This window comes from Brevibacillus soli, from assembly GCF_044759095.2.
Classification (GTDB): Bacteria; Bacillota; Bacilli; order Brevibacillales; family Brevibacillaceae; genus JBIYSM02.
Map to the genome: position 1 here is coordinate 111,819 of NZ_JBIYSM020000004.1, position 18,092 is coordinate 129,910.

The 18,092-nt window shown below is 53.6% G+C and carries 17 protein-coding genes and 1 pseudogene; 17 read left to right on the plus strand and 1 reads right to left on the minus strand.

Translation table 11 applies throughout. The features are described from left to right. The 13 genes and pseudogenes from ACE99V_RS02965 to ACE99V_RS03025 form a co-directional block, all read left to right on the plus strand. Positions 1 to 141 (plus strand): annotated as a pseudogene (locus tag ACE99V_RS02965) (methylglyoxal synthase); the annotation flags it as partial. Next, positions 138 to 833 carry a bacillithiol biosynthesis deacetylase BshB1 gene (gene bshB1 / locus ACE99V_RS02970; RefSeq protein WP_400489655.1) on the plus strand — a complete coding sequence of 232 codons (696 nt, stop codon included), beginning with the start codon at positions 138 to 140 and terminating at the stop codon, positions 831 to 833. The pseudogene ACE99V_RS02965 and the gene bshB1, both read left to right, overlap by 4 nt. A 41-nt stretch (positions 834 to 874) precedes the next feature. Beyond that, a complete protein-coding gene (gene bshA / locus ACE99V_RS02975; protein WP_400489656.1) occupies positions 875 to 2,020 on the plus strand; it encodes an N-acetyl-alpha-D-glucosaminyl L-malate synthase BshA in 1,146 nt (381 codons plus the stop codon). 121 nt (positions 2,021 to 2,141) lie between these two features. Next, complete coding sequence (locus tag ACE99V_RS02980; RefSeq protein ID WP_400489657.1) at positions 2,142 to 3,380, plus strand: CCA tRNA nucleotidyltransferase; 1,239 nt, start codon at positions 2,142 to 2,144, stop codon at positions 3,378 to 3,380. Next, the gene (locus ACE99V_RS02985; protein ID WP_400489658.1) at positions 3,355 to 4,338 is read left to right on the plus strand and encodes a biotin--[acetyl-CoA-carboxylase] ligase; all 984 of its coding nucleotides are present in this window, start codon (positions 3,355 to 3,357) and stop codon (positions 4,336 to 4,338) included. The genes ACE99V_RS02980 and ACE99V_RS02985 overlap by 26 nt, the downstream gene beginning before the upstream one ends. 259 nt (positions 4,339 to 4,597) lie before the next feature. Then, a complete protein-coding gene (gene panB / locus ACE99V_RS02990) occupies positions 4,598 to 5,461 on the plus strand; it encodes a 3-methyl-2-oxobutanoate hydroxymethyltransferase (RefSeq protein ID WP_400489659.1) in 864 nt (287 codons plus the stop codon). Continuing rightward, entirely contained in the window at positions 5,455 to 6,318 is an 864-nt protein-coding gene (gene panC / locus ACE99V_RS02995) for a pantoate--beta-alanine ligase (RefSeq protein WP_400489677.1), read from the plus strand. Before panB ends, panC begins: the two co-directional genes overlap by 7 nt. Positions 6,319 to 6,358: 40 nt before the next feature. Next, a complete protein-coding gene (gene panD / locus ACE99V_RS03000) occupies positions 6,359 to 6,742 on the plus strand; it encodes an aspartate 1-decarboxylase (protein WP_400489660.1) in 384 nt (127 codons plus the stop codon). Positions 6,743 to 6,815: 73 nt separating this feature from the next. Further along, positions 6,816 to 8,213: a tetratricopeptide repeat protein gene (locus ACE99V_RS03005; protein WP_400489661.1), complete on the plus strand. Its 1,398-nt coding sequence runs from the start codon at positions 6,816 to 6,818 to the stop codon at positions 8,211 to 8,213. Between the two features lie 89 nt (positions 8,214 to 8,302). Continuing rightward, positions 8,303 to 11,203, plus strand: a complete 2,901-nt coding sequence (dinG, locus tag ACE99V_RS03010; protein ID WP_400489662.1) for an ATP-dependent DNA helicase DinG — start codon at positions 8,303 to 8,305, stop codon at positions 11,201 to 11,203. A gap of 41 nt (positions 11,204 to 11,244) precedes the next feature. Then, complete coding sequence (locus ACE99V_RS03015; protein ID WP_400489663.1) at positions 11,245 to 12,138, plus strand: ComEC/Rec2 family competence protein; 894 nt, start codon at positions 11,245 to 11,247, stop codon at positions 12,136 to 12,138. A 16-nt stretch (positions 12,139 to 12,154) separates the two neighbouring features. Then, complete coding sequence (locus ACE99V_RS03020; RefSeq protein ID WP_400489664.1) at positions 12,155 to 12,778, plus strand: redox-sensing transcriptional repressor Rex; 624 nt, start codon at positions 12,155 to 12,157, stop codon at positions 12,776 to 12,778. 15 nt (positions 12,779 to 12,793) lie between these two features. Then, positions 12,794 to 14,089, plus strand: a complete 1,296-nt coding sequence (locus ACE99V_RS03025; protein ID WP_400489665.1) for an amidohydrolase — start codon at positions 12,794 to 12,796, stop codon at positions 14,087 to 14,089. An 84-nt stretch (positions 14,090 to 14,173) separates the two neighbouring features. Here ACE99V_RS03025 and ACE99V_RS03030 read toward each other — a convergent pair whose 3' ends face one another. After that, complete coding sequence (locus ACE99V_RS03030) at positions 14,174 to 14,344, minus strand: hypothetical protein (protein ID WP_400489666.1); 171 nt, start codon at positions 14,342 to 14,344, stop codon at positions 14,174 to 14,176. A 134-nt stretch (positions 14,345 to 14,478) separates the two neighbouring features. Between ACE99V_RS03030 and ACE99V_RS03035 the strand changes: the two genes are divergently transcribed. The 4 genes from ACE99V_RS03035 to ACE99V_RS03050 all read left to right on the plus strand — a co-directional run bounded on the left by ACE99V_RS03035 (position 14,479) and on the right by ACE99V_RS03050 (position 17,847). Beyond that, complete coding sequence (locus ACE99V_RS03035; RefSeq protein ID WP_400489667.1) at positions 14,479 to 15,171, plus strand: hypothetical protein; 693 nt, start codon at positions 14,479 to 14,481, stop codon at positions 15,169 to 15,171. Positions 15,172 to 15,189: 18 nt separating this feature from the next. Then, positions 15,190 to 15,678, plus strand: coding sequence for a cell wall elongation regulator TseB-like domain-containing protein (locus ACE99V_RS03040; protein WP_400489668.1), 489 nt, complete (start codon positions 15,190 to 15,192; stop codon positions 15,676 to 15,678). Positions 15,679 to 15,815: 137 nt separating this feature from the next. Then, positions 15,816 to 16,343: a hypothetical protein gene (locus ACE99V_RS03045; protein WP_400489669.1), complete on the plus strand. Its 528-nt coding sequence runs from the start codon at positions 15,816 to 15,818 to the stop codon at positions 16,341 to 16,343. After that, positions 16,336 to 17,847, plus strand: a complete 1,512-nt coding sequence (locus tag ACE99V_RS03050; RefSeq protein WP_400489670.1) for an AAA family ATPase — start codon at positions 16,336 to 16,338, stop codon at positions 17,845 to 17,847. The genes ACE99V_RS03045 and ACE99V_RS03050 overlap by 8 nt, the downstream gene beginning before the upstream one ends. Positions 17,848 to 18,092 lie beyond the last annotated feature (245 nt).

Genomic DNA, 18,092 nt, shown 5'->3' on the forward strand with positions numbered 1-18,092 from the left:
ATCATTGCGCTCTTGCGGCTGTGCGACGTGCACAAAATTCCGTTTGCCACCAATTTAGGAACGGCGGAAATTCTGTTGAAGGCTCTTTCCCGTGATGAGATTGCCTGGCGGGACATTGTTCATGAGGAGCAGGGAGAATGAGCGAACTTGACATCCTGGCAATCGGCGCACACCCGGACGATGTGGAAATCGGTGCTGCCGGCAGTCTGTTGCTTGCCGTCAAACATGGGCGGCGCGTAGGGATTTTGGATATGACGTACGCAGAGCTGTCTTCGAATGGCACTGTAGAAAGAAGGCAAGAGGAAGCATCAGCCGCGGACGAACTGATTGGCGTCACGGCTCGTTATAACTTCGGGCTGCCAGATCGCGGGTTGGAAACGGTTCGTGAGGAGGCGATTCGCCGCACCGTCGACCTCATTCGAAAGACACGGCCTCGCGTTATCCTCGCTCCGTATTGGCAGGACCGGCACCCCGACCATGAGATTGTCAGCCGAATTGTCCGGGAAGCGGTATTTTCCGCAGGCATTCACAAGTACGCCGGATATGAGGCTCATCCGGCATATCGCCCGAGCCAGCTGCTTTATTACTTTATTAATACGACGGTAACCCCCACGGTTATGGTGGATGTAAGTGGAGTCTACCATGAGAAACTGGCGGTGTTGCGCTGTTACCGCAGCCAGTTTGAGCGGGAGGAAGGCAGTGTAACGACTCCGTTAAACAACGGTTACCTCGAAATGGTGGAATATCGAGAGCGCCTGCTTGGTCAGCAAGCGGGGGTAACCTATGCAGAAGGGTTCGTCAGCGCCGCCCCGTATGTATTGGCCAGCTTATAAACGTTAGCTTTCCTCCACAAAGAAAAGGAGAGGGTACCCAGATGAATATCGGAATTACCTGTTATCCATCGTTGGGCGGTTCAGGAGTTGTCGCCACCGAGCTGGGGAAATTGCTGGCGGAGCGGGGACACAACGTGCACTTTATCACCTCCAGCATGCCCTTTCGACTGGGAAAGTTTCACCCGAACATTTTTTATCATGAAGTGGAAGTAAATCACTATGACGTGTTCAAATATCCGCCGTACGATCTCACATTGGCCAATCGAATGGCCCAGGTGGCGCGGAATGAAAACCTGGATCTGCTCCACGTGCACTATGCGGTTCCGCATGCACTCTGCGCGTATCTGGCAAAACAAATGGTGGGCGATCGCTTGAAGATTGTCACCACATTGCACGGCACCGATATTACCGTGCTTGGCTACGACTCCAGTTTGAGCGACATGATTCGTTTTGGCATCGAGCAGAGTGATCTCGTGACGGCGGTGTCCAATGACTTGATTCGCCAAACCAAAGATCTGCTGCACGTTAACAAAGAAATCATTCCTGTCTACAATTTCGTCGACAAACGCCGATATTTCCGCAAAGACGTACAGGAACTGAAAAAGGTGTTTGCCCCCAACGGTGAAAAAATCCTGATGCATATTTCAAACTTCCGTCCGGTAAAGCGTGTTCCCGACGTGGTGGAAGTATTCCGGCTCGTTCGCCGTCAGATACCGGCAAAGCTCATGCTGATCGGGGAAGGACCTGATCTGTGTGAGATCCGCAAAATGATCTTAGCATACGGCCTGGATCAGGAAGTGTACTTCCTCGGCAAGCAGGAGGATGTGGCAGAGGTGATCTCCATGGCAGACGTGATGCTGCTCCCTTCTGAAAAGGAAAGCTTCGGTCTGGTCGCGCTGGAAGCGATGGCATGCGGTGTGCCGGTCGTAACAACCGTCGCCGGGGGCCTGCCGGAAGTTGTGCTGGACGGAGTGTGCGGTTACCTCTGCCAGATCGGTGATGTCGAAACCATGGCAAAGCGTACTCTCAGCCTGCTGCAGGATAAAGCGCTGTACGATCAATTTTCGAAAAACAGCATTGAACGCTCCAGCAACACATTTTGCCACGACAAAATTGCCTCGCAGTATGAAAACCTGTATAAAAAGCTGCTCGGCAGGGAAGCGGAGCGCACCTCCCAACCCGTTTAACTTTTGAACTTCGACGTGAGCTGGAGGAGTTTGGAGATAAAAATAATCATGCCGAACAAGGTTTTCACTGAGTTGCGCCTCCTTCCGTTTCGGCGTGGGTACAGACAGGGAGTGGGAACAGGTGCTAAAGGAACATGCGTTGCAAGTGCTTCAAACGCTGGAAAAACACGGCTTTGAAGCGTATTATGTGGGCGGATGCGTGCGGGATTGGCTGCTGGGAAGACCGGTTCACGATATAGATATATGTACAAATGCCCATCCCGGCGACGTGATGCGGCTGTTCCCTGAACATGTTCCCACGGGACTGCAGCACGGTACAGTATCCGTGAAGATTGGCTCCTTTTTGTTTGAAGTGACGACATTCCGAACCGAAGGGGAATATGAGGATTTCCGTCGACCTTCTAACGTGCAGTTCGTTTCCGATTTGGTCACGGATTTGGAGCGTCGTGATTTTACCATTAACGCAATGGCCATGGACAGCCGTGATCAATTGGCGGATCCGTTTCACGGACAAGAAGATTTAAACAATCGTTTAATTCGAGCGGTTGGTGTTCCCGCAAAGCGATTTCGTGAGGATGCTTTGCGCCTTTTAAGGGCTGCGCGCTTTGCCGCACAGCTTCATTTCGACATCGAGTCCGATACCCTGCAGGCCATGACGGTAACCGCGACGCTGTTAGACCGTATCGCGGTTGAAAGAGTCCGTGACGAGTTGAACAAACTGATTGACAGCGCGACTCCGGAGCGAGGCTGTGACATCGTGGTGGACACCAGGCTATTGGGTTGCTTTCCCCTGCTGGATCGTCTGTTTGAGACAGCGCGACCGCACGTGTGGAGGCTGGTACATCTTGGGACCCTTTCCCAAAAGTGGGCGTTGCTTTGTTATGCAGCTGCTTTTTCCAAAGAACAGGCGCGAGCGGTATGCCAGTTGCTGCGCATGTCCAAACGGGAGACGGAAGAGATCAGCCGGTTTGTCGAATTGATGGCGGAGCTGTCCCCCCAGTGGGATCACCCCCATCCGATTGACTGGAGCCGCAACCTGCTTCATTATGGGTGGTCTGTCTGCATGGAGGTGGATAACCTGCTGCAGGCGTGCTGGTGGAAGAACCGTGACCGCCAATCCTCCGTCTCGCTCATAGCCGTATACGAAGCCATGCCGGTGAAAACCGTCAAGGAGCTGGCAGTCAACGGCAAGGATTTGCAGATCGCTCTGCAGAAAAAAGCGGGAGAATGGATCCAGCACGTATTGATGTACCTGTTGGAGCAGACCGCCCTGCACCAATTGCCCAACACACCGGAAGCGTTGGTAGAGGCGGCAAGGAAAGAGGTCGTTCGTTATGAACATCAAGCAAGAAATACTTAAAGCGTTCCAAGCCAATCCGGGCCGTTTCATATCCGGCGAGGAACTGAGCCATACCTGCCAGTGTTCACGCACCGCCGTTTGGAAGCACATCGAGGAACTGCGCCAGGAAGGGTATGTATTCGAGGCTGTCCGAAAATCAGGATATCGGCTTGTGGCCGCTCCCGACCGAATTGCTGAGGAGGAAATTCTCGCCGGTCTGGACACGCGCAGGATCGGTCAGACGATTTACGCGCACGATACGGTGGTCTCTACCCAGCTGTTGGCCCATGAAGCGGCCAGCAAAGGTGCTCCCGAAGGCACAATCGTGCTGGCTGAACAACAGATAGGCGGAAAGGGGCGTCTGGGTCGAGCATGGCATTCGCCAAAGGGTACGGGGATTTGGATGAGTTTGATTATTCGCCCTGCCATCCCTTTGCCCAAAACGCCGCAAATGACACTGCTTACCGCCGTAACCGTGGCCAAAACCATCCGGAAGACGGCAGATGTTCCGGTTCTGATCAAATGGCCCAACGATATTTTTATCGAGGACAAAAAGGTGTGCGGGATCTTAACGGAGCTGAACGCCGAATCGGATCGGGTCAACTACCTGGTGATCGGGATCGGGATCAACGTCAATTCGGTTGAGTCCGATTTTCCCGAAGATCTTCAGGACGTGGCCACTTCGCTGCGCATCGCCAGCGGAGAACCGATCAGGCGGGCAGCGTTTATTCAAACCTTTTGCCGTGTGTTTGAAGAGGAGTACGACCATTATTTGCAGCACGGTTTCGAGCGGGCAAAGCGTGAGTGGGAAACCTATTCCTATTCCATCGGACGACAGGTAACGGTTCGAACCCTTCACACCACACTGGAAGGACGAGCTGTCGGGCTGGACGAGGAGGGTGTCTTGATTGTCGAGGATGCCGACGGAAATCGGCACAAGGTATACTCCGCCGATGTAGAATACCGTGCAAATTCGTAGCGTCTTTGCTATACTTCGATATTGGAGGCCATATCGCCCAGAGTGAATGGCACTCGTACCTTGTTTGATTTGCATGATCTTGAACCGTTTCCAACAAATCTGCTCTGAGCCTGTGAGGACCGAGACAGAAGGAATCCGCTGCTGGTAAATTTCGCATGCTTTTTGGCATGCGTGGACAACCTTCTCCCTTTATCGGTGAGAAGGTTTTTTGTTTCCCGGCTCACAGGGAGGGTATAGGTGAAGAGGGGGAAGAGAAAGAATGGTTGACAGTATGGTACCGATTACCACAGCCGACTTGCGCAAAAAGAAAGCGAGTCGTCAACCGATTGCGATGATGACTGCCTACGATTATCCGTCCGCAAAGCTGGTGGAGGAAGCGGGCGTTGACGTCATTCTGGTAGGCGATTCGCTGGGGATGGTCGTATTGGGCTACGACTCGACAGTTCCTGTCACGATGGAGGATATGCTCCACCACACCAAAGCGGTCACGCGTGGAGCCAAGCGGGCATTTGTCGTCGCCGACATGCCTTTTCTAAGCTATCACGGCACCGTGGAGGAGAGTGTGAAAAACGCAGGCCGGCTGCTCCAGGAGGGTCTGGCCAAAGCGGTTAAAATCGAGGGCGGCAAGGAAGTCGTGCCGGTGGTGAAGCGCTGCACGCAGGCTGGGATTCCCGTTATGGGCCACATCGGGCTGACCCCTCAGTCTGTCCATCAATTGGGCGGCTACAAGGTTCAGGGGCGCGATCTCGCCGCTGCACAGCGCTTGCTCGAAGAGGCGCAGGCGCTGGAGGAAGCGGGGGCGTTCGCGGTGGTGCTGGAATGTGTTCCGGAAGAGGTAGCAGCCAAAATTACCGAGAGCATTTCGATTCCCACCATCGGGATTGGTGCAGGGGTCAAATGTGACGGACAAGTCCTCGTCTTCCACGACGTGCTGGCCTATGCGTCGCAGTTGAAACCGAAGTTTGTGAAAAGCTACGCCAATATTGGCAAAACCATCGTAGAAGCGATGTCCGCGTACGTCGAGGAAGTGAGAAGCGGAAAGTTCCCTGCACCGGAACACGCATTTCATGCATCGGAAGAGACGATCAAACAGTTGTACGGGGAAGGGGTGGCCCAATCGTGACTACACAGCTGCTGCAGGTTTCCACGATTGAAGAAGTGAGAAAGTACATCCAACGTGTGCGAAAAGAGGGCAAGCGGATTGGCTTTGTGCCTACGATGGGATACCTGCATGAAGGTCACATCAGCCTCGTGCAGGCGGCGCGGGCAGCATGTGATGTCGTCGTGATGAGCATCTTCGTCAACCCGTTGCAGTTTGGACCGAACGAAGACTTTGAGCGCTATCCTAGGGACTTGGAGCGCGACCGCGAATTGGCTGCAAACGCTGGTGTAGACCTGTTGTTCACCCCGGACGTAAAAGAAATGTACCCGCGCAAGGTAGTAACCACCGTCTCCGTTGCAGAGGTATCAGAACCGCTTTGCGGCAAATCGCGTCCCGGTCATTTTGACGGCGTGGCGACTGTTGTGATGAAGCTGTTTCAAATTGTGCAGCCGGACGCCGCCTTCTTCGGACAAAAAGACGCGCAGCAGCTGGCCGTGATCAGCCGGATGGTAGAGGATTTGTCCGTTCCCGTTGAAATCGTGCCGTGCCCGATCGTTCGTGAAGCGGACGGCCTTGCGCTCAGCTCGCGCAACGTGTACCTGACTCCCGAGGAACGGAAACAGGCGGTCGTTTTGTTTCGCAGTTTGAAGCTCGCGGAGGCACTGCTTGCCACAGGTACGCCGCTACGGGAAATCCGCGAGCAAATGACAGCCATGATCAAAGCGGAACCCCTCGCCGAAATTGATTACGTGGAAGTGATGAAATATCCGGAACTGGTTTCGGCCGAACACGCAGAAAAAGGAGAACGCATCTGCTTTGCCCTTGCTGTCCGTTTTGGCCGAACCAGATTGATCGATAACTGGATTACGACGGTTTAAGCCTGTTGATAAAACATCGAGACAAGGGGGAGGAACCAAGATGTTTCGCACCATGATGAAAGCGAAAATCCACCGTGCTACCGTAACGGAAGCGAACTTGAACTACGTCGGCAGCGTGACTATTGACAAGGAAATTTTGGAAGCTGTGGACATCTTGCCGAACGAAAAAGTGCAGATCGTCAACAACAATAACGGAGCCCGTTTGGAAACGTATGTGATCGAAGGGGAGCGCGGCAGCGGCGTGATTTGCCTGAACGGTGCAGCTGCACGCCTGGTGCAGCCCGGCGATACGGTTATTATCATTTCTTATGCCATGATGTCGGACGAAGAGGCGAAACAACACAAGCCGCGAATCGCCATCATGGGGGAACAAAACCGGATCAAACAGCTGATCGCTGAAGAAGTGCACGCGACCGTCCTGTAGATTTGGTTGAATAGAGCCACCTGCCTTGTGAGACAATGAGACTACTCACTGCCTGAAAGGGGGTGGCTTTCCCGTGTTGATTGAAGAGTGGTTTCAAACCCTGCGGTCAAAAGCGGAAACCGTTGAGCAAAAGTGGCAGCAAGCGACGGAAAGTGAAAAGCTGCAGTTGGCTGACCAACTGATTGAACTGAGGAAACTCAGCGATCAAGTGGTTGATCAATGGTTGCAGTTTGAAGAAAAGCTTTCCGCTGTAATCCGGCAAATCAAGCTGGCTGAAGGACAGAGTGTGAAACAGGAGAAAGTCCCCGAAAATGTTACATCGGATGAAAAGCTCGGAGTGTATCATCATATGTTTCGAAAAGGGGAAGGCTTCTATCATCTGCGTCTGTATCAAGACGCCAAACTCTGTTTTGCCGATCTGTTGAAAGAATCTCCCGATTGGGAAAGCGGTCGGCTCTATTATGCATACAGCCTTCTCTTCTGCGACGAAAAAGAAGCAGCGATGAGGGAATTTCGACTGCTGAGCATGTCGGCCAGCTCGCCAAAGGTGGTCGGAATCAGCTACAATGCGATAGGCTGCATTCTCGCTGAGGAAGAGCAGTGGTTGGAAGCAGCCCAAGCGTTCAAAACGGCCCTGAAAATACATCCGGCTCAGCGGGATGCGCAATTTAATCTTGCCCTTTGCTTGCTGAAAGACGGAGAGGCCCAGGAAGCGCTGGAGGAGATCGAAGAGGTGCTTCGCCACGCGGAGAACGATTGGGAGGCGCAGTTGGTCTGGCTGCGCGCCGCCAAGTTGCTGCAGGTTCTCGATGAGACTGCGGAACCGGAGCCGCCAGCTTCCCTGCAGCTGCCCAATCGAAAGCTGGATACGGAAACCCTCCGGGAGATGGCCTCTCTGTATGAGTCACTGGGGAATTATCACCGGGCGCAGATTTGCTATCATTTTTTGGCAGAGCGTTTACCCAGGGAAGGATGGGTATGGCATGGGCTGGCGTGGAACACGTGGCTGATTGCCGGGACCAAGCGCGCACTCACGCTCGTGAGGAAGGCCATCAGTCTGGTACCGGACAACCTCGACTTTCACTTTAGCTTTGGCTGGATGAAGCTGTTTGACGGGCGAACAGACGAAGCCATCAACGTCTTTCGTTTCATTCTGTTGAAAGAGCGAGATCATCGTCTGGCCCAGTCCGGCCTGATTGCAGCCTATGAGCGCACCGGGGACCTGCTTACGGCCAAACGAATGGCCCAACACTTTACGGAAGAGACTTCTTCTTATATTCGTTCGCTCGGGTTCTACCACTTGGGCCGAATTGCGGTGACGGAACAAAACTGGCGGTTGGCGGAGCAGTACTTCCGCCGTGCGCTTCAGCACAGCGATGAATTTCGCGAAATCCCCCTCTACCTTCAGCTGTGCGCCGCCAAGCTCGGCCAGGCTTTTGAAGCGCGGGAGCCGTTCGTTCTGCATCCATAACCGTCCGCATGCAGGAATTTCTAAACAGCCTGCCGAATTGGATGGGACGTGTGTAAGTTCTTTGTTTTTATGTACGAGGTGACAGTAGTTTGAACCGATTCGTCGTAGTCGATTTTGAAACAACGGGAAGCCATCCCAGAAATGGTGACAGCATCATCCAGATCGGTGCCGTCGTCATTGATGACGGACAGATTACGGAGTGCTTTTCCACTTTGGTCAATCCAGGACAGGCGATTCCTGCATATATCACGCAGTTGACGGGCATCACAGACGACATGGTGGTTGACGCCCCTACTCTGGAGGAGGTATTCCCCCGGTTTTTGCGGATGTTGGACGGTCGCACGTTTGTCGCCCACAACGCTTCATTCGATTTGCAGTTTCTTCAAGAAGCCCTGCTGAGTCAGGGCTATTATACGTTTGACGGATATGTTCTGGACACGGTCGAGCTGTCTCGCTTCCTTTTGCCGACGCAGAACAGCTATCGGCTCGGTGAGCTGGCCGACGACTTGCAAATTGAACACGACCGCCCTCATCAGGCTGACAGTGACGCATTGGCAACGGCGCAGCTTTTTCTTCACCTGCTGGAGATTTTGCAGCAACTCCCGCTGGTTACGATCCAGCGGCTGCAGCTTCTGGTCTCTTCTTTCCGTTCCGACATTCATGCGCTTCTGCGCTATATGGAACTGGAAAAACTGTCGGCTTCTGCGTTGACGGAAGCCGACAGGACACGGGCGGTGGACGAATCAGACTTGTGGGACATCTACCGGCAACTGGCGCTGCGCAAGCGGGAGGACAAAGAGGGCGTCCCGCAGATCATTCGGCAGGACGGGTATGAGCGAAAAGAAATCGCGACTGCACTGGAAGAATTGATTGGAGAGCAGGCGGCATTGGGCCGCACTGTTCCTGGATACCAGAGAAGAGAAGCGCAGGAAGCGATGATGCGCGCCATCTACGATGCGATGCATGACGGGGCACACCTCCTCGTCGAGGCGGGCACGGGAACAGGCAAGTCGCTCGCCTACCTGTTGCCCAGCATCCTCTGGTCGAAGTGGAACCGTGAACAGGTGGTGGTCAGCACCCATACGATCCATTTGCAGGAGCAGCTGTTTCATAAGGAGATTCCCGCGCTGCAGCAATCCCTGCCCTTTTCATTCACGGCTGCAACGTTAAAAGGCCGGGGAAATTACCTCTGCCTGCGCAAGTTTGAACACAGCCTGGAAGAAACGGAAGAGGGCAGCAGTCAGGAGTTGCGGCTGGTCAAAGGGCAGATGCTGACATGGCTGACCCAGACAACCACAGGGGATGTGGAAGAACTGAGCCTGCCCCCTTCAGGGACGCTGTTCTGGCAGCAAGTAAAAAGCGACTCGGGCTCCTGCCTGCACCGCAATTGTCCTTGGTTTAGCCGCTGCTACTACTTCCAGGCCAAGGAACGGGCGAAAGACGCTGACCTGCTGATTGTGAACCACGCGCTTTTGATCAGCGACCTGGAAGCAGACAGCCGGATTCTCCCGCCATACAGCGTGGCTGTGATCGACGAGGCGCACCATCTGGAGGAGATCGCCACCCAGCACCTGGGGATTCACTACTCCACCACCCAGCTTCATTTTCTTATCGATCGGCTGAGCGTTGAAGCGAACAGCACACTGCAGCAATTTGCAGAGGAGCTGGTCGAGTGGCAGGCAGAACGCAGGGAAGAAGCGGACAAGGCGCTTCGTGAGCTCGCGCGAAAACACATCACCCTGAGGGAAGCAGCGCTTCAGTGGACCCAATTGCTGTACCACTGGGCGGCCAAACGGGGAGAAGAGACCACCGACGTCGGAAGGGAGACCGTTCGCTACAATCGCGAGTCGTTTACCGGCCGCAACGAACGGATCGTAAAGACCAGCAAGCAGCTCATCCAATTGCTGGCAGAATACGGCGAGCAGATGGAACGGCTGTTAAAACTGACCCCGGCGGGGGAAAAACCGCCATTTGCCTTCCGCAGCCTGCGCACGGACCTCTCCGGTATGATTCAGGATCTGCAGCAGGCGGCTGACAGCCTGCACGTATTGCTGGTGGAAACCGACGGGGAATCCGTCTTTTGGATGGAAGTGGAGGCGCGGACGCACCGAAAGCAGGTGTACCTGTTCGCCGCTCCGCTGGAAGTCTCCCACGCTCTGTCCAAACGGCTGTTTGCGGAGAAGCGCAGTTTGATTCTCACCTCCGCCACCCTGACGGTGAAACAGAGCTTTGCCTTCATCATGGAACGATACGGTCTTACCCAGCTGCCTGAAGAGCGAGTAAGGACGCTTTCGCTGCCGTCACCGTTTGAGTATGACCGACAAGGTCTGCTGTTAATCCCCTCGCAGTTTCCCATGTTGGGGAAAGAGAATGAGGAAAGCTACTTGCAGGCGATCGTGCAGGGATGCGTGGACGTAGTCAGGGCTGCGGGCGGCAGAACCATGATCCTGTTTACGTCTTATTCCATGCTCCGGCAGGTGTATCAGGGAATGAAGGAGCTGTTGGCCAACGAGCCGTACCAATTGCTTGGGCACGGCATTGACAGCGGCAACAGGAGCAAGCTGGTGCGCCTGTTCCAGCGGCAAGCGAACAGCGTGCTGCTGGGGACGAGCAGCTTTTGGGAGGGAGTCGACATTCCGGGCGAGGCGCTCAGCTGTCTCGTCATCGTCCGCCTGCCGTTTACACCGCCCAACCATCCGGTTTATGAAGGACGGGCTGAACGGTTAAAACAGATGGGGAAAAATGCGTTTATGTCCATGGCACTCCCTCAGGCGGTCATCCAGTTCAAGCAGGGGGTGGGCCGACTGATCCGACATCACATGGACCGCGGGGTCATCGTCGTCTTTGACACCCGCATTGTGGAATCAAGGTACGGACGTGCTTTTTTGCAGTCGCTGCCGGCCTACCGCACGGAAACCGGCCCGTGGCCCCAGCTGCGGGATCAAATTGAACCGTTTCTACACGGCATGCAATCCTCACCTGACTCATAAAATGAAGCAATAGTCTCGTAGGGATTTAGGTGATAGAATAAATGCTGTGGAAAACGACAAGGACCTGGCTGTTCGTTCTGTTGACATGTCTCTTAGCGGGCTGTGCGATTGACAATCACTCGAGGGGCGCGGTAAAAGTGGAGGATCCCTTTGCCAGCGAAAGCGAACAGGATTTTACGGGATTAGTCGTAACCTTTTTTGCCCTGCCAAACGGGGAAAGCACGTTGATTCGACTGCCAAACGGAAAGACCATGCTGATCGATTCGGGAAGCGCAGAAGACTGGAAGACCTTGCAGGCTCTTTTGGCGGAACGCAGACTGACCCGTATTGACTACGCGGTCATCACCAATGACCAACCGGAGCAGGCAGGCGGCTTTCCTTTTCTCACGGAAGGCATGAAGCTGGAAACCATCGTGTTTCCTGCGCTCCTACAGGATTCCATACGAACCGCAGTGCCGCTCAGGGCGGACAAGAAGCTTCTGCCCGTCGCGGCCGGCGATCAGCTCAAACTGGACAGCAACGTCGTGTTAACCGTGCTGCACCCAAGCGAATACCTGTTTTTATCTCCGCAGGACAATTCGCTGGTGTTTCTATTGAGACACGACAAGATCCGTTTTTTGTTTACGAGCGCCATCCATGTACGGGCGGAAGAGCGGCTCCTGGAATCGCAAGCCCACCGGCTGAAGGCGGAAGTGCTGAAGGTGGCCGATCAAGGCAGCAATCAGGCTTCGTCCCAGCCTTTTTTGGCCAAGGTTGACCCGCAGGTGGCGGTGATCCAGATCGGCAAGCCTCGCGACCAGATGAAAGACAGTCAGGAAGAAGTGATCGAGCGGCTGGGCGAATCGTGGTCAGAATCGTACATCACGAGCCAGCACGGCACGATTACCATCCTTTCAAACGGTAAGGACTACCGTATACTTAAGGGAAAAAAGTAAGGGGGACAGACCGATAGTGGTCAAGAGTGTAAAGATTTCGGAAGCGGTTGTACGCCGTCTGCCGATTTACTTGCGATACCTGAGTCACCTGCAGCAAGTGGGCGTGACGACGGTTTCATCGCAGCAGATGGGAAAAACACTCGATGTCAATCCTGCACAAATTCGCAAAGATCTCGCAGCTTTCGGCGACTTTGGCAAAAAGGGAATTGGCTACGACGTCCATTACTTGATTGAAAAAATTCGTCAAATTTTGAAACTGGATCAGGAGATTCATGTGGCGTTGGTAGGAGCAGGCCATTTGGGACATGCCATCAGCAACTACAACGCTTATTTGCAGGACAACATGCGGATTGTCGCTATTTTTGACGCGGATCCGAACAAGCAGGGTAAACAGATCGCAGGCATCTCCATTCAACCGATGGACGAGTTGAAACAAACGGTGAAAGAAAAGCAGATTCGTCTCGCGATTATTACGGTGCCGGCATCTGCTGCCCAGTCAGTGGCGGATCAGCTGATCGATGCCGGAATCGAAGGGATCCTGAACTTTGCCCCGATTACCATCAAGACGGACAAAGACGTCCGCATCGATTACGCCGATGTCACGTCCAGCTTGCAAAGCCTTGCCTATTACCTGACATAGAAACGGAGCGAAACCATGAAAACCATTTTGACACACGCTACAGTCATCACTGCAAATGATCAGAATGAAGTGATTCAGAACGGAGCGGTTGCATTTGAAGACGATCGAATCACCTATGTCGGTCCCACTCCGGAAGAAGTGACCGGCTACGATCAAGTCATAGATGTAAGCGGCAATTATGTGCTTCCTGGTCTGATCAACACTCACGGACACGCGGGGATGTCTCTCTTGCGCGGGTATGCAGACGATCTGCCCCTGCAGCAGTGGCTGGAAGAAAAAATGTGGCCATTGGAAGCACAGTTTACCGCTGACCACGTCAAATGGGGTAGCTATATCTCGATCATTGAAATGATTCGCACAGGTACCACCACGTTCGTCGATATGTACGATCATATGGAACAGGTGGCCCAAGCTGTGGAATCGACAGGCATGCGTGCCCGTTTGTGCCGTGGAATGATTGGCCTTTGCTCGGAAGAAGAGCGTCAGGCAAAGCTGCGGGATGCTGTCCAATTTGCCAAGACATGGCACAATCAGGCGGACGGCCGGATCACCGTCATGATGGCGCCACACGCTCCATACACCTGCTCGCCAGCGTTCATCACCCAGATTGTGGAAAAGGCAGACGAACTCTCCCTGCCCATCCACATCCACATGTCGGAAACCCGTTGGGAAGTGGAACAAAATGAACAGGATTACGGAGTTCGACCGGTCGCTCACCTGGAAAATCTGGGCGTGTTCCAACGTCCTACGCTGGTTGCCCACGCCGTTCACCTGACGGATGAGGAAATCGACATTTTGGCACAATACAAGGTGAGGGTTTCCCATAACGTTGTCAGCAATTTAAAACTGGCCAGCGGCGTCGCCCCTGTGCCAAAAATGCTCGCAAAAGGAATTAGCGTCTCCCTGGGGACGGACAGCTCGGCAAGCAACAACAACCTGAATCTGTTTGAAGAGCTGAAACTGGCGGCGATTCTGCACAAAGGAGTAAACTGCGACCCGGTTGCCGTACCTGCGGAAGAAGCGCTGCGAATGGCAACGCGTTATGGTGCGGACGGGGTGTTCCAGTCCGAGACGCTGGGGACGATCGAAGTGGGGAAACAGGCAGACTTGATCGTACTTGATGCCCACCAGGCTCATTTCCATCCGGCGCACAACCCGGTCTCCCACGTGGTGTACGCGGCCAACGGGCGGGATGTGACGGATACCGTCGTGGCGGGAAAATTTTTGATGCGTAATCGTGAGCTGTTGACGGTAGATGAAGAACGCGTCATCTTTGAGGCGAATCGGATGTTCCAGACGCTGAAAAGGTAAACTGCCCAAGAAAAGGCTCCTGTCGGGCAGGACAGGAGAATGAGATGAAGCGTAGGTGTAGGTAGAGGTATTTGATTGGCCATGTCAGATCGATTCCTTTCGCCATACTTCCATAAGAGAGGTGTGGCGAAAGGCAAGCTTCGGTGAGTGGGGCAAGGTTCGCAGCGGTGATGAAAGATCTGCCCAAGAAACGCGATATTCCTGCAGCAGGTACCCAAGTGCATCAGGAGATGTCGTTCGTTGAGACAGTTTCACGCGCTCACCTCCTTGGGTTGTACTTGTAGTATGACCGTCAAACCGGGGGCTATGTTTAGCAAGTTTTTCGCAACGTTCTAAAACCTTCCCGTATAGCATAGGTTGTAGGAAAAACGGGACGGGGAGGAGCGTCAATGTACATCCGGTCAAAGCAGCTCTGGTGGCTGCTGCCGATTTTTATCGGACTGTTCTTGCTGGGGATAGCTCTTGGATCCATTTCAGACAGGCCGTCGTCAGACCCGGTTTCCGTCGTGTCCGTCGAGGAGCGTGCAGAGGCAGACCGCGAAATGATTGCGGCGTTCTTGGACCAACTGTCCTCCGACCGCGATCAGGCGTTCACGGTGAACATGAAAGAGCATACATTACAGGGATACTTTAACGGGGAGAAATTCCAGCTGTCCGGTACGATTGGCGGACATCAGCTGGAGATGAAGCGGATGGGAGAGACGGTCGAAGTCATCATTGACGGAGAAGGCCAGGACAGCCCGACGCTTCCGTACGCGTTGTACACCCCGTATGAGCACGCCATGCTGTTAAAATCACATTTGCATTCACTCACCCCGCTCGTGGTAACAGACCATAACCAAAACGACCTGCTTGGCTTTCACCTTTCCTTAAAGCCGGATGAAGTGACTCAGTTGCTCGCTTTGTGGCTGGGCCCGTCTTTTCCCGTCGACCGGATGACTCCAACGTTGGCCAAGCAAATTGAGGTTGACTATCAGGTCTGGTACGATGAGAATTCAAAGCAGGTAAAACAACTGGTGGTGGATTTACGGATGAATACGCCGGCCGGACTGAAACAGGATCAACTGCTGTTCCGGCTGTAGGGATAAGGAAGATCGTTTGTGAAGATTCGCTTGACAATCGGAGCGGCTGCGGTCATTTTAGTCGTAGCCCTCGGTATTACGTACCACCTGTGCTCCCACATTATCGGGGAGCGCCGCGCCTTTGAAAACCAGGTGCGGGAATGGACACAGAACCGCACCAGCATTGTTCAAATCGACGAAATCATGGAGTACCGGGGCAAGCAGTCATACGCCGTTGTACTGGGGAAAAATGCAGTGGGAACACCGGTGGTCGCCTGGATGACGGCAGACACGCTGGTGTTTGATACGATGGATCGCGCCGTCAGCAAACAAAGCGTGATCACGGCTGCCCAGCAGGGTTTCCCCCGAGCGCGTATCCTGCATGCCGTTCCCGGACTGGACAACGGCCAACGATTTTGGGAAGTGACGCTATTGGACAGTGACGGTCGGTACCATTACGTCCATTATGACTTTATGACAGGCAGCGTGTTGAAGTCCTATGCCATTCAAGCCATTGCCCAATCATAACGCGGCAGGCCTTTTCCCTCGAGAGAAGGCCTGTTTTGCTGTACGTACATCCAACATCTACATAGAAAAAGTGATATACTCATGTGATATACTGGAACCGTTGACAAAGAGATAAACGTAGATAGGGGGGAGTTGCAGTGCAACTGAGAATGGTACCAATTGCATTGTCGTTGCTGGCTACGTTAACTCTCCTGTTCGGCGGATGGTTCTTGTATCAAAAGATGGAAGTGGAAGAACCGATTAAACACGAGATCGGACAGATGGAGTCAGCGAAACTGGCCCGCTTGGAAGTTGCAAAAGATCGCATTCAAGTCGATTTGACGGTTACCAATCCGGAATTGTTTCCGCGGGAATATCAAGATCTGCGGGTAAAGCTGGCGGATCTGCTTCAAAACAAAGCCGTCGACATCACCATACACAACAATGCGAAGGCGTTGGAAGATATTTGGACGAACGGGGTTTTTTCCTTTACGGAAGCGGTCGACCTGCATGAGTACAGCCGTATTCCACAGATCGTGTCACAGTGGAAGGAAGCGTACCGACTGGATGAAGCGTCGACCCAGATGGATGAAGAAAACATTTACGTGTATCTGAAACGAGGTACCGATGATTTTTACACGATTGTCCCCCGTTATCCGGCAAAAGAGGTGACTGCGCGTGGGTAAAGAGATCCTCTGCGGCGTTGTACCCGCCATTTTCATCTTTCTCCTGTTTTTGGGTGTCAATATCACACCGTTTGTGGTATTTGCAGCCGTGTTGACGGCCATTTATTTTCTTGTCGTACGTCAGGGCCAGGGGAACCAGCTTGCCTTGGGAGGCAAGAAAAAGAACAGCAAGCATGCCGTGCCGAAGTCGACCATTCAGTTCGCTGATATCGGCGGACAGGAGCGCGCGAAAAAAGAACTGAAGGAAGCGCTCGATTTTCTCGTCTACAAGGATAAGATCGAGCAATACGGCATCCGCCCGATCAAAGGCGTGCTTTTGACAGGTCCGCCAGGTACAGGGAAAACACTGATGGCCAAGGCGGCTGCCAACTATACCAACTCCGCGTTTGTAGCGGCATCCGGTTCCCAATTTGTCGAGATGTACGTGGGTGTCGGTGCCCAGCGCATCCGCGATCTGTTTAAGGAAGTAAAAACGCTGGCTGAAAAGAACGGTCAGGACAGCGGGATTATCTTTATTGATGAGATTGAGGTGATCGGCGGCAAGCGCGACGGGCAGCAGCAGCGTGAGTACGACCAGACGCTGAACCAGCTGCTGACGGAAATGGACGGCATAACGACCAGCGACAAGCCGCGCATTCTGGTAATGGCCGCGACAAACCGCAAGGACATGCTGGACTCTGCCTTGCTGCGTCCGGGTCGTTTTGACCGACACATCACCGTCGATCTGCCGGATAAATCGGCACGGGAACAAATCTTGACCATTCACACGGCCAACAAGCCATTGGCCGATGACGTTTCTTTGGAAAAAGTGGCACAGGAGACATTCGGCTTTTCCGGTGCCCAGCTGGAAAGCGTAGCCAACGAGGCGGCGATCTATGCAATGCGCGAGAACAGCGAGAAAATTGAAGCCCGTCACTTTGCATTTGCGGTAGACAAGGTGATGCTGGGTGAAAAGGTTGACCGTGAAGCTTCTTTCGAGGAGAAAAAGCGGGTAGCCTTGCACGAGCTCGGTCATGCGATCATGAGTGAAATCGCCCGTCCCGGCTCCGTGTCCCAGGTGACGCTGAGTCCGCGCGGCAAAGCATTGGGGTACGTGCGTCAAAATCCGTTGGAGGATCGCTATCTCTACACCAAGGAAGCGCTGGAAAAGCAAATCATGGTCTGCCTCGCAGGTGCCGTCGCGGAAGAGATTTACTACGGCGGTCGAAGCACGGGTTCGAAAAACGACTTTGAACAGGCGCTGGACATGGCGCAGGAGATTGTGCAGAGCGGTATGTCCCGTCTGGGCATCGTCCATTTGCAGTACGCAGATAAAACACAAATCCATGAAGAAGTGAATCGCTTGCTGGAAGACCTTCTGGAAGAGACACGCGTGTTGCTTCGCCAATACGACGTGGTTTTCCAGACCGGCGTAAGTACCCTGTTGGAAGCGGAAGTGCTCCAGGGAGACGAGTTTCGAGAATTGATGGCACGTGTCAAACAAGCAGAAGAGCTGGTGGGATAACACATCCCCCGGCTTTTTTTGGTGTATAAGAATTTATAAATTTGGACATCCCATACAGCCGCTAGAAAAGTGTTCGGGGCCCCGCCCGGCGAAGCGTTAGCTAGTTACTCCTGAAAAAATCGTTTTTTGGCAGAAGCATCTCATTGTGGTGAATCTCAGGGGGCTACTGTGTAACTGTATCCGTTAATCGTTGCTTATTTGGCCATTTGGGCTGCTCTTCTGAGGTTATGAGCCCAGATTCCGAA